General features: G+C 50.9%; 16 protein-coding genes and 1 other annotated feature (1 of these 17 cut by a window edge). Of the genes, 9 read left to right on the top strand and 7 right to left on the bottom strand.

Going from position 1 to position 15,443, the window contains the following annotated elements:
• Positions 1–70 precede the first annotated feature (70 nt).
• From ACFSUF_RS00990 to ACFSUF_RS00975, 4 genes are all read left to right on the top strand, one after another.
• Positions 71–277 carry a hypothetical protein gene (locus tag ACFSUF_RS00990; protein WP_377599225.1) on the top strand — a complete coding sequence of 69 codons (207 nt, stop codon included), beginning with the start codon at positions 71–73 and terminating at the stop codon, positions 275–277.
• Positions 278–470: 193 nt separating this feature from the next.
• Positions 471–2,237: a B12-binding domain-containing radical SAM protein gene (locus ACFSUF_RS00985; protein ID WP_377600195.1), complete on the top strand. Its 1,767-nt coding sequence runs from the start codon at positions 471–473 to the stop codon at positions 2,235–2,237.
• Between the two features lie 652 nt (positions 2,238–2,889).
• Complete coding sequence (locus tag ACFSUF_RS00980) at positions 2,890–4,620, top strand: outer membrane protein assembly factor BamB family protein (protein ID WP_377599224.1); 1,731 nt, start codon at positions 2,890–2,892, stop codon at positions 4,618–4,620.
• An 80-nt stretch (positions 4,621–4,700) separates the two neighbouring features.
• Positions 4,701–4,952, top strand: a complete 252-nt coding sequence (locus tag ACFSUF_RS00975; RefSeq protein WP_377599223.1) for a hypothetical protein — start codon at positions 4,701–4,703, stop codon at positions 4,950–4,952.
• A 67-nt stretch (positions 4,953–5,019) separates the two neighbouring features.
• Here the strand turns inward: ACFSUF_RS00975 and ACFSUF_RS00970 are convergent, their stop codons facing one another.
• Positions 5,020–5,343, bottom strand: coding sequence for a 2Fe-2S iron-sulfur cluster-binding protein (locus ACFSUF_RS00970; RefSeq protein WP_377599221.1), 324 nt, complete (start codon positions 5,341–5,343; stop codon positions 5,020–5,022).
• Positions 5,344–5,465: 122 nt separating this feature from the next.
• Here ACFSUF_RS00970 and ACFSUF_RS00965 point away from each other — a divergent pair, with 122 nt between their 5' ends.
• On the top strand, positions 5,466–5,765 hold the full coding sequence (locus ACFSUF_RS00965; RefSeq protein ID WP_377599220.1) for a hypothetical protein: 300 nt from the start codon (positions 5,466–5,468) through the stop codon (positions 5,763–5,765).
• Positions 5,766–5,831: 66 nt separating this feature from the next.
• On the opposite strand, the gene ACFSUF_RS00960 is transcribed toward ACFSUF_RS00965, so the two are convergent.
• Genes ACFSUF_RS00960 through ACFSUF_RS00945 form a run of 4 tightly spaced genes read right to left on the bottom strand, consistent with a single transcriptional unit; the run spans position 5,832 to position 8,836 of the window.
• Positions 5,832–6,797, bottom strand: a complete 966-nt coding sequence (locus tag ACFSUF_RS00960; RefSeq protein WP_377599218.1) for a type I phosphomannose isomerase catalytic subunit — start codon at positions 6,795–6,797, stop codon at positions 5,832–5,834.
• Positions 6,798–6,833: 36 nt separating this feature from the next.
• Positions 6,834–7,226, bottom strand: a complete 393-nt coding sequence (locus ACFSUF_RS00955) for a VOC family protein (RefSeq protein WP_377599216.1) — start codon at positions 7,224–7,226, stop codon at positions 6,834–6,836.
• A 54-nt stretch (positions 7,227–7,280) separates the two neighbouring features.
• The gene (locus ACFSUF_RS00950) at positions 7,281–7,877 is read right to left on the bottom strand and encodes a tRNA (mnm(5)s(2)U34)-methyltransferase (RefSeq protein ID WP_377599213.1); all 597 of its coding nucleotides are present in this window, start codon (positions 7,875–7,877) and stop codon (positions 7,281–7,283) included.
• A gap of 2 nt (positions 7,878–7,879) precedes the next feature.
• Complete coding sequence (locus ACFSUF_RS00945) at positions 7,880–8,836, bottom strand: TIGR01212 family radical SAM protein (protein ID WP_377599211.1); 957 nt, start codon at positions 8,834–8,836, stop codon at positions 7,880–7,882.
• A gap of 263 nt (positions 8,837–9,099) precedes the next feature.
• On the opposite strand from ACFSUF_RS00945, the gene ACFSUF_RS00940 reads away from it, so the two are divergent.
• A complete protein-coding gene (locus ACFSUF_RS00940) occupies positions 9,100–9,270 on the top strand; it encodes a hypothetical protein (RefSeq protein WP_377599209.1) in 171 nt (56 codons plus the stop codon).
• Between the two features lie 192 nt (positions 9,271–9,462).
• Complete coding sequence (trmB, locus tag ACFSUF_RS00935) at positions 9,463–10,167, top strand: tRNA (guanosine(46)-N7)-methyltransferase TrmB (RefSeq protein ID WP_377599208.1); 705 nt, start codon at positions 9,463–9,465, stop codon at positions 10,165–10,167.
• A 689-nt stretch (positions 10,168–10,856) separates the two neighbouring features.
• Here trmB and ACFSUF_RS00930 read toward each other — a convergent pair.
• Together ACFSUF_RS00930 and ACFSUF_RS00925 are read right to left on the bottom strand one after the other, a co-directional pair.
• The gene (locus ACFSUF_RS00930) at positions 10,857–12,002 is read right to left on the bottom strand and encodes an MGDG synthase family glycosyltransferase (protein WP_377599206.1); all 1,146 of its coding nucleotides are present in this window, start codon (positions 12,000–12,002) and stop codon (positions 10,857–10,859) included.
• A 61-nt stretch (positions 12,003–12,063) separates the two neighbouring features.
• Entirely contained in the window at positions 12,064–12,591 is a 528-nt protein-coding gene (locus tag ACFSUF_RS00925) for a phosphatase PAP2 family protein (RefSeq protein WP_377599204.1), read from the bottom strand.
• Between the two features lie 163 nt (positions 12,592–12,754).
• On the opposite strand from ACFSUF_RS00925, the gene ACFSUF_RS00920 reads away from it, so the two are divergent.
• Both ACFSUF_RS00920 and ACFSUF_RS00915 read left to right on the top strand, forming a co-directional pair.
• Positions 12,755–13,933 carry a glycosyltransferase family 4 protein gene (locus ACFSUF_RS00920; protein ID WP_377599202.1) on the top strand — a complete coding sequence of 393 codons (1,179 nt, stop codon included), beginning with the start codon at positions 12,755–12,757 and terminating at the stop codon, positions 13,931–13,933.
• A gap of 155 nt (positions 13,934–14,088) precedes the next feature.
• A complete protein-coding gene (locus ACFSUF_RS00915) occupies positions 14,089–15,324 on the top strand; it encodes a glycosyltransferase family 2 protein (RefSeq protein ID WP_377599201.1) in 1,236 nt (411 codons plus the stop codon).
• A gap of 59 nt (positions 15,325–15,383) precedes the next feature.
• Positions 15,384–15,443, top strand: a sequence feature (ribosomal protein L20 leader region); it runs 66 nt beyond the window's last position.

The raw sequence follows: 15,443 nt of genomic DNA, 5'->3' as shown, positions 1-15,443 counted from the left end.
TGCATACATGTTTCAGGTGAAATATGGGAATACAGAGGATAGGCGCATATTCGTAAAGGGGCGACTATCCTTGATTCTATATCAACTGACTTTGTGGATGGAAGAGTATAAGACGGTAAGCAAAGCGATCCGTTTGACCGATGGGGACACCGGACTGTTGGAACATCGGCGGGAGGAAGTGCTGGGTTCCATGCTGGAACAGACTTACAGGTGGCTCCACCCGGGGAAGCCGGTGCTTTCCGAACCGGAAGAGCGCTACAGCCAGACCGCCAATTAAAAGATTCCGTTTAGCGGGATCTTTTTTTTCGTATGATGCTCGGTAAAGAGTGTTTTGCTGGAAGTTGAGGAGAGCTCTTTGTCTAATCGAAAGTTTCCATGTAGAATGGGTAATACCAAGTCTCACTATCTAAACAGAAAAGGAATTTTATATGCATATGCCGAGCACACACAACCAAATGGAAACGAGACAGCTGAAAACCGTACTTGCGACATTGAACGCTAAATATATTCATACTTCCCTGGCTCTGCGCTTTTTGAAAGCGTTCAGCGAGAAGGATTTCGATATGGAGATTGCCGAGTATACGATCAAGGATCCGATCATGAATATAGTGTCCGACCTGTTTCAGCGGGATCCGGATGTCATCGGGTTTTCCTGTTATATATGGAATATCGAAGAAACGATAAAAGTGATCGAGATGATCAAAAAAGTGAAGCCGGAGATCACGGTTATTTTGGGCGGACCAGAGGTATCTTACGATACGGAGTATTGGATGCAGCGGATTCCGCAAGTAGATTTTATCGTCATGGGAGAAGGGGAGGAAACGCTCCATCATTTGCTGTCGGAGTTGTCATCTACCCGCAAATTCCACTTTGTGTACGGCATTGCATACCGCAAAGGGGAAGAGATTGTGCTTATGCCGGGACGCCCTAAGCTGAACTTAGCGGAGCTGCCGTCGCCGCACCGGTTTCAGGAGGACATTCCGAGTTTAGCCAACAGGGTCGTGTACTTTGAGACGAGCCGCGGCTGTCCGTTCTCCTGCCAGTTCTGCTTGTCCAGTATTGAGGTGGGGGTCCGTTATTTTGACATTGAGCGTACGAAGGAAGATATTCTATATCTCATCGCCAACGGGGCTAAGTTGATCAAGTTCGTGGACCGGACTTTTAATATCAAAAGAGATTACGCGTTGGAAATCTTCGAATTTCTGATTGCCAATCACCAGGGCTGTGTGTTCCAGTTTGAGATCACGGCTGACATTATGCGTCCTGAAGTACTGGATTATCTGGCGGAGCATGCTCCACCCGGTGTCTTCCGATTCGAGATCGGGGTCCAGTCTACGAACGATCCGACCAATGCTATCATTCAGCGGAAACAGAACTTTACCAAGCTGTCCCGTACGGTGAATAAGATCAAGGAGAGCGGCAAAATCGATCAGCATTTGGATCTGATCGCGGGCCTGCCTTTGGAGGACTACGCCACCTTCCGCAAAACGTTCAACGACGTCTTCGCCCTGCGTCCTGAGGAGCTGCAGCTGGGCTTCCTGAAGATGCTGCGCGGAACGGGGATGCGGAATGACGCGCCTAAGTATAACTATATTTACATGGACCACGCTCCTTATGAAATTTTGGGCAATGATCTTCTTCCATTCTCGGATATTGTGCGGATCAAACGGGTTGAGGACGTACTGGAGAAATACTGGAATGCGCACCGGATGGACCGGACGCTGGAATATTTGATGGAGCGGGAGTTCGAATCTGCCTTTGACTTTTTCCAGGAGTTCGGGGATTACTGGGAGGGACGGGGCTGGCAGAAGATCGGGCATCAGCTGGAGGACCTGTTCCTTCGTCTCGTCGCGTTCCTGGAAGATCGGGAAACGTCGAACATGGATGTGGTCATGGGTCTGATGAAGTTGGACTACTACATGAACCATAAGTATAAGCCGCGCAAAATCTGGTGGGACTTCACGATGGAGAAATCCGACTGGGCCCGGTATATGAAGCAGCTTGCAGCCCGGCCGGAGCTGGCTTCGGAAGGCTTTACCGCGCTCGGCGCGGATGAGAAGGAGCTGCAAAAACATGCCGTGCTTGAGGTGCTTCCGTTTGATCTCGGGCGCTACCTTGCGGACGGTACAGTGGACCGCTCCACGCCGGTCCTGCTGATCGCCTACTATCAAGGAGATGAGAAGCGGGCGGCACAGTACTTCACTGCCCCCGCCGAGCTGGCGGAAGCGTCGGTGTAATTGCAGAGGGAACAGGAAAGAGCTGCTGATGCGGCTCTTTTTCTTTTTTTGGTAGCTATTCCGCTGCATTTCGCCCCAAACCCCGCTAAACGAACCAAATAGCGTGTCTGTAGTTCGTTACATTCCAAGAGTACCCAAAACAGAGCAAATAGCGTGTCCTGGACTCGTTAGGGCAGGGTTCACTATGGAATTTGTATGCGTAAGAGTCACTCGGTGGTAACACATTGGTTTGTTTCGTATTAGAGGTTACTTGGGCAATTTCGGGTTGAATTGTTTGCGTAAGAGTCACTCGGTGGTAACACATTGGTTTGTTTTGGATTAGAGGTTACTTGGCGATATCAGGTTAATTGTTGCAGTTTACTGTTTGGTAATGATTTACCTTATTCGGTTGTGAGATTACTATAAACATGGGATTTGTTGGAGTTCAGGCATATGAAACGACCATGGATTTCCTTAAACTTACATTAGGACAACACAATAAGGAAAATCAAGGTTGATTTGTTACTGAGTGTAGCCGAAATAGGCGGAATTAGCATAATGAGGCAACGGTATAAGGTAATCTGTTACCATCTTGCACACCGTGGAATTTCACAATCTAACGATGCACAAATTTCATCCTATCCGTGAATACACTTTACGGGAGGGGTTGGATATGAATTGGAGAGCGGCGGGGCTAGTGGTAATGATGATTGTTGGCGGCTGTTCGGAGAGTTACGGAGAGAGCACCGCTGCAACGGAAGCTGGACGGGAGCAAGTGAAGCAAGAGGCAGAAAACCAGGCGAAGAACCAGGAAAAGAACCAGGCAAAGAACCAGGCAAAGAACCAGACAGGGGACCAACCAGGGGACCAGTCAACAGCAAACCATGTCGAGGTGCCAAGGAAAGAAAACACCTCCGCTTCCCAAAAGGATGCGGGCCAATTGCAGGAAACCTGGCTGCCTCTCAAGCCTGCCGTGCGGCCGGGACGCATCCAAACGGAACGCTCAGGCACGGTAACACCGCAGCTGTTTCCGGAAAAATACACACATGTCCCCGGGGTGCTCACGTTTCGAGGGAATGCGCTTAGGGATACTCCTGCATACGGTACAAGGGTGATCCGTCAACGGAAACTGGAAACCGTCTGGTCGTTCACGACGAGCAGCAGCTCTTGGGGCGGGGGAGCGGGATGGACCGGGCAGCCGGTGCTGGTGCAATGGAGCGAGGAAACGAAGCTGGCGATGAACCTGAAGGCAGTGTATAAAAGCCAAAAGAACTTCGTAGAAGCGATTTACGCTTCTTTGGACGGGAATGTTTATTTTCTGGATCTCGAGACCGGCCGGCAAACCCGATCACCCATTCGCACCGGGAACCCGATTAAAGGCAGTCCATCACTTGATTCGAGAGGCTTTCCTCTGCTTTATGTAGGTGAAGGAATTCCGGAAAAAGGGACCATCGGATTTGGCTTATACAGCCTCCTGGACGGGAAGCGCCTTTATTACCAAAAAGGGATCGACCCTTTCGCCCCCCGGAAATGGGGAGCTTTCGACTCCTCGGCTTTGTTTAACCGCAGCGCGGATACGCTGACTGTAGGCGGGGAGAACGGCTTGCTTTACACTCTAAAGCTGAATACACGCTACGATCCCGGGAACAAGGTTTTAAGCATATCCCCTCAGCCCGTAAAGTACAAATATGCGATCGACGGCAAAAAGGGAAATCCGTACCAAGGCATCGAGAACTCTGTGGCCGCCTATAAAAACCTCGCTTTTTTCAGTGACAATATGGGCTCCTTACAGGCGGTCAATCTGCAGACGATGACACCGGTCTGGTCCAACAACCATACGGACGATACGGATTCTACGATCGCGGTGGAGGTGGAACAAGAACATCCTTACCTGTACACAGGAACGGAAGTCGATAAGCAGGGCAGCAAAGGGGACGCACAGCTGCGCAAAGTGGATGGCATAACGGGGGAAACGCTGTGGCGCCTGCACGTTCCCGCTCTAACCGTGAAAGGGGAGCATCCGGTAAATGGAGGGCTTTTGGCAACGCCGGCCTTCGGGAAGGGGAAGACAGGGCATCTCATCTTTTTTACGGTGGCACGATACAAAACCTTAAACGGCGGGCTCCTGCTTGCAATAGATAAGCGGACGGGCAAAGAAGTGTGGCGGTGGAATATGCCGAGCTATGCCTGGTCTTCGCCTGTTGCAGTTACCGACAAATCAGGAACAGCGTATCTGATCCAGTCCGATTCTGCAGGCAGCATGTATTTACTGGACGCTCTTCAGGGGAAAGTTTTGCATAAAATTAATCTCGGGGCCAACATCGAAGCATCTCCGGCAGTTTTTGACGACATGCTGGTTGTAGCTACACGGGGAGGTAAAATGTACGGAGTACGGATGAAATAAGAGGACTTGGGCGGATAATGCGAAACCTTTGGATTGTTGCGAACGTTTATAGAGGAAAAGCTGTTGTGGAGGGATCATCCATGGTCATTGTCCTGGCCGTTCTTCTAGTTGTGTTTCCTGTATTGGCTGCCTGGAAAAGGCAATGGGTCGCTGCCGGTTTGTTCGCGGCGGGATATGTCGTGTTCGGCTATTACTTTTTTAAGGATTGGGAATCGATGGAGGATTTGGCGGCCGTTGCGGCGTTTCTAGTGCTGGTCGTTCCTCTGTATGTGCTTGGTCTCGCTGCCAGTGTCATTACCTATCTGCTCGGGAAACGTAAAAAGGTTGGATGAACCGGCAGCAGGACAAGAAGAAAGCCCCGGAGCACACCAGATGGCAGTGCTCACGGGGCTTTTGCTGTTAGTCCTGGGGACGGGTTCCCGGTTCCAGTCCGGACGAGGAAGCTGTCATCAGCGGTTGTACCGTCAAATCGGACTCTACGCGGATTTGGCAGGACAAGCGTACGTTCGGCTCTGTAATACCTTTGGCTGCCAGAAGTGTGGCTTCCGCTTCACCTACGGCTCCGGCATCGCCCTCCAGCACCTCTACGCGGCAGGTCGTGCATCTGGCGTTACCGCCGCAGCGGTGAAGAATGTCCACCCCATGGTCTTCTAATGCGAGCACCAGCTTTGTTCCGGCTTCCGCTTCAAACGGGTTTTGTCCGGGTACTTGAATTGTTGGCATAATGATTCCTCCTTTTTCCTGACTACTAGTAGTTTACCTTATTTCGGCTTTGTGAAACGTATTTTGTTGGATGTATAATAAAAAGAACTTTTACTATTAAACATAGATGGGAAGCGGCAGACATGGCATTCGGTATCGACCGGGAGGAATTGGCACGATGGAAACAGGCCGTCAGCAGAGGAGAACTTGCGTATTTGACGCACTATTGGCATGATCCGCGGATGCCTCATATCAAAACGGTCACCAAGGTGGGCTGTTCCAATCTCACTCTGCTCCGGCAATGGTGTGAGCGACATGGGCTTCCGTCCCGGTATATTCATCATCGGCCGCCTTACCCGCATTTTGATCTGCTAGGCGACAAGCAAAAAGAGATTCTTCTCAACGAAGGCCAACGGGAACAAATTGAGAGATTCCGCTTGTAACCACAGTTACGGAATAAGTAAAGCTAAGACCTCGTGGAGACGACGGCCTTAGCTTTTTGTGCTGATTTAGGGTACCATGCTGCGAAGCACGGTAAAGCTGCCTTCCAGGGCATAACCGCCCAGGCTGGCAGGCAGCAGGAAGCAGTCTCCCGGTTTCACCTCAAGGCTTCCTTCGTCCCACGTCAACGCTCCGGTTCCCTCGCAAGCGATCAGGATCACAAAGCTGTCCGCCGACGTCTGCAGACTCCAGCGGCCCTCCACGCGCCCTTTGTCCGTAATGAAGTACGGGGAAGAGGCGAGGCGCAGCCATTCGTTGTGCGCTTGCAAATCGGTTTTCATCCGGGTCGCGGATTTGCCTTCGTAATCTGTCACGTTGAGAGAATCCTCTACATGGAGTTCACGAAGTTTTCCGTCCAGGCCGGGTCTTTTGTAATCATATAAACGGTAGGTAGTATCTGAGTTTTGCTGAATTTCCGCTACGAGCACGCCTGCGCCAAGGGCATGAACGGTTCCGGCAGGAATGTAAAAAGAGTCTCCAGCTTCGACAGTCACTTCCTGAAGCGTGTCCATAATGCGGTCTTCCTCGATGGAAGCTTGAAAAGCTGCTTCGTCCGTGCCCGGCTTCAGGCCGTACACGATTTTTGCGCCCGGTTTGGCGTCCAGGATGTACCACATCTCGGTTTTGCCCAGTTCGCCTGCAGGCAGTCCGGCATAATCATCGCTCGGATGAACCTGAACGGACAAATCATCATTACAGTCTAGCAGTTTGATCAGGAGCGGGAAACGTCCGGATTTTTCCGAAAATCCCTTGCTTCCGAAAAGCTCCGCACCAAATCGTTCCCGGACTTCATCCAGGCCCAGCCCGGCAAGCTCCCCGTTCATTACTTTTGTCGTTCCGTTCGGGTGGTCTCCGATCATCCAGCCTTCGCCGATCGAGCCGTCAGGCAGCTCCAGACCGAATTGCTCCAAGGCTCTGCCGCCCCATACACGTTCTTTCATCTCCGGTTTAAACTGCAGCGGATAAGGTTTCATTTGTTATAGGTACCTTCTTTCATTTCCGAATAGGATTTAAAGAGTGCCGGGCTGGAACATTTCGATCCGCTCGCCGTCCGGGCCGTAAAAGAAGAAATAACGCGCGCCGTTGGACAGCGTCGTAATCTCCGTATCTAGGAAACGGACGTCCAAGCCTTTCAGCCGATCCCATTCTTCCTGAATGTCATCCACCGTAAAAGCCAGATGATGCACTTTGCCCTCTTCCGGAAGGCCGGCGTTGTACCCTTCGATCAGCTCGACCTGTGTCTCCGGATAGCCCGGAAACGAGAGAAACGCCAGCTTGATCTTCTCATTGTTATGTACCAGAAAACCTGCCTGCTCGAGACCGATCACTTCCTTGTAAAAAGCCGTCGAAGCCTCGATATCCTTGACCATAATGCCGACATGCTCCATTTTTCTTACAGCCATGAATTTCTCCTCCACTTCCACCAAAAGAGTTATGTATAAAATCTATCAGCTCTATTATACCTTTTCGACGGCGATAAGGTAGGGGGCGGATGCGGTTTGGTTCATAAATTGGTACTTTAGTACCCGTCCCCGAGTTTGGGGTACCGCCGCGGCCCAGGCGGCCACCGCATCGCCTTCGGCCGCACCGCCCGCATGCCCCGTGTACACCGCCACGGTCAGCACGCCGCCAGGCCGAAGCAGCGCCAGCGCAGCCTCGAGCGCGGGCAGCGTCGATGAAGGCGTGGTCACCACGCCTTCATCGGCGCCGGGCAAATACCCGAGATTGAACATGACGGCTCCCGCCGTGCCATGTTCCTCCTCGGGTATTGCCCGCAGCAGCTCCGCGTGGCTGCGCAAAAGCAGGTGCACATTGGTGCACCTGCTTGGTTTGGCGCCGGCCGCGCCCGGCGGGCCGGCGAGCCGCCGCTGCGCGTTCTCGAGCGCTTGCGGCTGAATATCGAAGCCGTAGACGGTCCCGCGGTGGCCGACCGTTTCGGCGAGAAACAGCGTATCGACGCCGTTGCCTACGGTGGCGTCGACCGCCATCTCCCCTGGCTGAACCCGCTCTTTCACAAGCCTGTGGGCAAACGACAGGATGGAGAGGAAGCCCATGGTTACTTCCCCCTCCAGTATTTGCCCTGCCAGGTATCGCGGTTCTTCAGCTCCGCATCGATGGCGTTGAGCACTTCCCATTTCTTGAGGCTCCACATGGGCCCGATCAGCAGATCGCGCGGGGCGTCGCCCGTCAGCCGGTGAACGATCATCTCCGGCGGCAGAAACTCCAGCGTATCGACGACCAGCTTGATGTACTCGTCCATTTCGAGGAAGCGGAGCAAGCCGGCCTCATACTGTTTCACCATCGGCGTTTTGCGCATCAAATGAAGCAGGTGGATTTTGATGCCCTGCACATCCATTTGAGCAACAGCGCGGCCGGTATCCAGCATCATTTCATGCGACTCCTGCGGCAGCCCGTAAATGATGTGCGCGCAGACGCGAATGTTGTGCTTGCGCAGCTTTTCAACCGCCTCCAGGTAACACTGCGTATCATGGGCGCGGTTGATCAGAGTGGACGTGCTCTCGTGAACGGTCTGCAAGCCCATCTCGATCCAAAGATAGGTGCGCTGGTTGAGCTCGGCAAGATACTCCACAACATCATCAGGAAGGCAGTCCGGCCGCGTGGCGATAGATAAACCGACAACACCAGGCTGCTGCAGAATCGCCTCAAAATACTCTCTTAACTCCTCAACAGGCGCGTACGTGTTGGTGTAAGCCTGGAAGTAGCCGATGTATTTGGCGTTCGGCCATTTCAGATGCTGCAGGTCCCGGATCGTGTTGAATTGAGTAACCAGATCGTCGCGGCGGCTGCCGGCAAAGTCCCCAGACCCCCTCGCACTGCAAAACGTACAGCCGCCTTTGGCAATGCTGCCGTCCCGGTTGGGGCAGGTGAACCCTGCGTCCAGCATGACCTTGAATACTTTTTCATTGAACTGGTCGCGCATTTCATAATTCCATGTATGGAAACGTTTATCCCCCCAAAGGAGAGGAGTACCGTTGTTTACTGCTGTAGACATGATTGACAATCTCCCTTCGTTGCATGTCTTTTTACCCGGAAAAAGGCACGCTGTCTCTATTGTATCCAAATATGCCGGGGATTGCGAACCGTTTTGCGAAGCTGAAAAAGAAATAAAATTAGGCTGAAAGGATATTGCTATACCTTACATGATGTGTTATATTAAAAACGAGGAATGATAACGCTTTCCGCCTTCGTCCCTGCCTTATAAAATAAGGAAATGCGGGGCACACTGAAGGTAAAACTACGGTGAGGTGATACCCAATGGCAATGCACGACAACAATACACAAGGCAACGAAACAATTAACGTGCAGTTAACCGTGAAAGAAGCGCTGGCGCTGACCGGCACGAGGTTCAACCATAACCACGAGATCGCGGTGGATGCTAAGAAGAAGCTGATGAAGAGTTTAGAGAAGAAGTTAATTTCCAACTAATTTCAATATATAAAGCTTGAGGGGTGTGAAGCCGTAACATGGCGGACCACTCCTTTTTTCAAAATATCTGAATGTACAACAGGCGTTCATCAAATGCTTTACTTTTCCGCGAATTGTTGGCACAATGAAAGATATTTTGCGTGGGACGGAAATTTCGTTGGCCGCAAGCACATGATGGAGGAATTGAGAAGCATGCGATTAAGAGGCCGAAAAGGCATTAAGGAAGAATTAGAGGCTCAAAAAGATCTTTGTCTGCTGGAGCCCCAAGAGTATAAAGGTGGCTGGAGAGAATTTTTCGGTAACGATAAGCCGATTCATGCTGAGTTGGGTATGGGAAAAGGCCGCTTTATCAGCCATATGAGCAAACGCAATCCCGATGTAAATTACATTGGCGTAGATATGTACGATGAATTGGTTCGCAGAGCTAGTGTAAAAGCCCGGGCGCTTTGGAGCGAAGAAGAGGATATGACGCCGCCGAATTTGGCTCTGGCCCGATTTAATATTGAGACGATCGAAGACATTTTTGCAGAAGGGGAACTGGAGCGCATTTATCTGAACTTCAGCGATCCTTGGCCGAAAGCCAAGCATGCCCGCCGCAGGCTGACGCATGCCAACTTCGTGAACAAGTATAAGAAAGTACTGAACGAGAACGGAGAGATTCACTTCAAAACGGACTCTGAGACGCTGTTTGAATTTTCCCTGAACTCGTTCTCCGAGATGCGCTTGCAGATGAAGAACATCAGCCTGAATCTGCATCGTGAAGGCGTAACCGAGGATATGCACGTCATGACGGAATACGAAACGAAGTTTACCAAACAGGGCATGCCGATCTTCCGCTGCGAAGTGCTGATTGGACAAGCTGCCTCCGAGAAGTACAACCGCTCTTTGAGCGAATAGATATGCACTCAGAACGCCGATTTCGGCGTTCTTTTCATTTTTCAGCACCCTGGTATCCTTTAAAAACTACTCAGTAATACCCTATGGTAACTCCAATAGCTCAAGTACCTTAATAACTACCTCCACGTTTCTCAGTAACTCCACGTTCCTCAGTAACTCCACGTTTCTCAGTAACCTCCAAGTTCTTCTGTAACGTACGTCCCCAGTATATTGATTAGTTTAAAGTAACTCCATGCTCTTATGGCACCGCACCCCCGGCTAACGAACTCAGGACACGCTATTTGGCCCGAAAACGGCAGTTTACCATTCTAACGAATCGAGGACACGCTATTTGACTGAAATACTCTGAATTTTACGATTTTCATAGCAAATAACGATATCACGATTCGTTAGTGCGAAAATCAGCCGATTTCCCCCGAAATAAGGCTCCTCCAGTTCGTTACAGCTTGGAGCAGCCACTTAGGCCGTTAAGCTCAGAGCAACGCCTGCAGCGGCATCCAACTAACCCCGAACGCTGCTGGAAATCCCAGCCACGCCCCTTACTAGTTACTCCGGTTCGTTAGCAATGAAAGCACCAGCGGCGACAGGTACTAAGCAGAGTGGACTAACCAACCAAACAACAAAAAAACCGGCCCAAGAGGGTCGGCTTTATTAATCCCGGTATCGAATCGATCCGGTTCATTTATTTTCTATGGCGCCAGGTTCATCACGGTGCTGCCGCGTTCCAGCAACTGCATAATCGCCAGGGCGGAGTCGCTCGGGTTGTAGCGGTTGATCGTGCGGATCATCTCGCTGCGGCGGGCGGCGACGGTGGCATAATCGTCACGCAATGTGTTCAACCAACGGTCAACGGTCACGAAGGAAGAAATCTGCTCTCCATAACCGAGCTGGGTGAAATACTGGGCGTTCTCTTCTTCCTGCCCGGGAAGCGGTTTATAGAACAGCATCGGGATGCCTTTGGCCATGCCTTCCGTACAGGTCATGCCACCCGGCTTCGTCACCAGGAGATCCGATACTTCCATAAGTTTGTCGACTTCCTTGGTAAAACCGAGCAGATGAATGTTCTCTTTGCGGAACACCGGATTCTGTTCCAGCTCCGCCCGGGCTTTCTCATTGCTGCCCAGACAAATAATCATCTGCACGTCTTGATTCCAGTTCGCCATATACTCGAGCAGTTCCTGGTTGCTGACGAGGCCCCAGCCTCCGCCCATTACCAGAACTGTGGGCATATTCTTTAACCCGAAGCGCTGCCGGATTTCTTCTTTGTTATGCTGCTCCCAAAAATTCGGATGCACCGGAATGCCGGTTATCTGAATTTTGCCGGAAGGGACGCCGCGTTGCAGCAGCTTCTGTTTCACCTCGGCGGTAGAAACAAGATATTTATTTACTTCCGGATACATCCAAGTACCGTGGGCGTCGTAATCGGTAATCACCGTCACCAAAGGAACGTTCAGCCCAAGACGCTTCAGTCTGGAAATCACGGCGTTCGGAATCGGATGAGTACATACGATCGCGTCGGGACGGAGCTGCCGGATGATCGTCGTAGCCTGGGTATAGAAAATACGATGAAGAGCCAGCTGCGTAAAACGGTTCAAAGACTTCTTATAATTGGACCTGTACATCATCCCGACAAGACGGGGCTGTGATGTTACGGTTTTCCGGTAAGCGGAAAGGATCCAAGGGCCGATCGTAGGATGAAGGAAACTGCCTAATTCGAAAACACGGGTTTGTATGCCCGGCGACAGTTTGCGTAGATTGACGGATAGGGCATGGGCGGCCTGCGTGTGTCCGGCACCGAAACCTTCAGAGAGCAACAGAACTCTTTTTTTTCTCACACAGCTCACCTGTCTTAATCTTGTATTATTAATTTGGCCTGTACTCTTAACAATATCCATTTTAATGAAAGAATGCAACTGTCAGGAAGGCAGTCAACGTACCTAAGGCACAGCCGGCAAGGACATCGGAAGGGTAGTGAAGGCCCAGGACCATCCGTGACAATCCTACTACTACTCCAAGTGGGACCAGGATAAAACCAAGAACAGGCAGTGCAATTACAAAAGGGATGATGACCGAAAAGATTGCCGTCGTGTGGCCTGAAGGAAACGAGTGGTCCGTCAGCCGGTTCGCGCCTGTTCTTGTCTGGGGCAGCACGAGGTAAGGGCGAAGACGCGGGTACTTCTTCTTGATAATTGCTACGGGTATGTGGCTCACGGCCAAGGCTGTCAAGCTTTCAGCACCCGTTACGTTCCATGGGGCAGGAGCGAATACAGCGATCAGCAGAGAGGCCGCGATGGTGAAGGTGGCTCCCCCAAGATGTGTAACTACAGCGAAGAGGTAGTCCAGTACCGTATGGTTCAGTCTATGATTAGCCCAGAAAAACATTCTATTTTCATGACGCTGCAACCAGGACACTACACGGCTCATTGTAGAACCCCCTCCGTACATGTTGTCGTTAGTATACCTTGCTAATGTTAATGGGGGATTAAAAAGAAACTGCACATGAAATTAATATTCAGATGACGTTCCATTAACATACAACGCGTAAACTTATGATTAGGTTTCATGCAAGCTAGAAGGAGGCCGGCTTATGAGAATAGCGTTGTTTACGGATACGTTTCTGCCCGACGTCAACGGGGTTGCCAAGACGCTTGGCCGTTGGGTGAAGTATTTGGAATCGCGCGGTATTGCCTGCAAGGTGTTTGCACCCGAAAGCCCGCAGAACGCCCGCACCGCAGATGTCGCGATGGTCGAGCGGTTTTACAGCATCCCGTTTCTTCTATATCCGGAATGCCGGATGGCGATTCCTAACCCCATCTCCTTGAAGCACGCACTGAAACAATTCAATCCTACCTTCATTCATGTTGCTACGCCTTTTAATCTTGGACTGCACGGCCTTCATTACGCCAAAAAACACCGGATCCCCCTCGCAGCCTCTTATCACACACATTTTGACCAGTACCTCGCTTACTATAAATTGCAATGGATGGAAACCGTCCTTTGGAAATACATGCTCTGGTTCCATCAGGAATGCCGCAAAATTTACGTCCCGTCCCAAACTGCGCTGACACATCTGCAAAGCAAAGGAATGAAGCGCCTGGAGGTTTGGGGCCGAGGCCTGGATCTCACCAAATTTTACCCAAGAAACCACAGAATAGACACATGCAGGACGTTCGGCCTTGATCCGGACAAACATATGATTTTATATGTAGGCAGGCTAGCTCCTGAGAAAAATGTAGAGATTGCAATCAAGGTGTTTCAAAATCTTCCCGAAAGGGTAAAGAGCAATAGCTGTCTGTGTATTGCCGGAGACGGCCCTCTTTACAAAGAGCTTACAGCCCGCTATGAAAGCAGTCCGGACATACGTTTTACAGGCTTTGTCCAAGGGGATCTGCTGGCTGAATTGTACTCGGCTGCAGACGTGTTTCTGTTTCCATCGGCAACGGAAACATTCGGGAATGTAGTTCTCGAGTCTATGGGCTGCGGTACCCCTGTCATCGGCGCAAACAGCGGGGGAGTGCGCGACAATATCTCCCACGGGTCGACAGGCTTGCTGTGCCCTCCCGGGAACGTAGACGCATTTACAGAAGCGGTAACCCTGTTGTATGATAATACACTGCTGCGGGAAAGTTTGGCTGAGCGCGGCAAACAGTACAGCGCTTCGCAGTCATGGGACCGGATTTTCGGGAACCTGCTGACGAGTTTTCAAGAAGTCTCTGGAACGGAGGAACCGTATGCGATACAGGGGAGGCGGCTGCGGATCCGGTAGGCACTTTTTGCCAGAAAAGCGTTCCTTTGGGTGAAGTTGTAAGCTTGGAAGAAGTTGCGTATAATAATTAGGATTCATAATACAAGCCATATACGAACCATTACAGAGAGAGAAATTTTTTAAAAAAGGGATATGTAAACTAAGGGGGTCAAACCATGCTGAATGCACTCTTATTAAGTGTGCAGATTCTGTTCTTCGTCATAGGCGGCTATCAGCTGTTCTTATCGTTCTATGGCTGGTTCAGAGAGAAGAAGAAGGCTTCGCACGAACCTGAGAAGACCTTTGCCGTTCTGGTAGCGGCTCACAATGAGGAAGAGGTCGTCGGGGCTCTGATTGAGAACTTGCAGAACTTGAATTATCCGAAGGAACTATACGATATCTTCGTCATTGCCGACAACTGTACAGACCGTACAGCGGAAATTTCCAAAAGCATGGGCGTCCGCGCTATGGAACGCCACAATCTGAACCTCCGGGGGAAAGGTTATGCGATTGAATGGATGCTGAAGAAGCTGTGGGGCATGAAGCGTTCCTATGACGCCGTGGTGATGTTCGATGCCGATAACCTGGTCAGCAAGGACTTTCTTCGCGAGATGAACAACGATCTGATCGAAGGCAAGCGTGTAATCCAGGGTTATCTTGACACCAAGAACCCATACGATTCGTGGATTTCCGCAGCTAACGGGATTACTTACTGGTTCTGTAACCGCCTATGGCAGCTGCCAAGAACGAACCTGAAGCTCTCCAACTTTCTTGGCGGCACAGGGATGTGTTTTGAAACCAAGCTGCTTAAGGAGATGGGCTGGGGCGCTACAAGCCTGGTTGAAGACCTGGAGTTCACGATCCGCTGCATTCAGCGTAACGTTTATCCGCACTTCAACTACGACGCAAAAGTTTATGATGAGAAGCCGTTGACATTCCGTGCTTCTTCCCGCCAGCGCCTTCGCTGGATGCAGGGACACTTCGACGTTGTGCGCCGTTACTTCCTGCCGCTGCTTTGGCAAGGGCTTAAGGAACGCAGCTGGGTGAAGCTGGACGCGTCCCTGTATATTTTGAACGCATACAACTACCTTGCTGGCTTCCTGGTGACCATTATTTTATGGACTGACTCCATGATTCCGGGAGAGAATTACTTTACATCGCTGTATAATGAATTGCCGATCTGGTTTACGATTCCGATGATGATCTACGTATACGGACAGACTCCGCTGGCCATGATGATGGAGAAAGTGCACTGGAAGCTGTATCTGCGCCTGATTACGTTCCCGATCTTCTTCTTATCCTGGTGGCCGATCACGTTCTATGCTTTCTTCACGCAGAACAATAAGCAATGGAGCCATACGAAACATACAAGAGTAATCCGCCTGGAAGACATGCAGAGCAAGCAAATTTAGGCAGTATTCTCTTGCTTGACACTTGGAATCCGGAGTGATATATTATTTTAAGTGAATTCTTGTTAAAGCAGAAGCGCCCGCTTCTCACCTGACCGACTTTCGTTGGCTGGTTAACGATG

Source organism: Paenibacillus gansuensis (genome assembly GCF_042684925.1).
Taxonomy (GTDB): domain Bacteria; phylum Bacillota; class Bacilli; order Paenibacillales; family DY6; genus Paenibacillus_N; species Paenibacillus_N gansuensis.
Note: the sequence above shows the minus strand (reverse complement) of the source record. Positions and strands in the feature narration are given on the sequence as shown.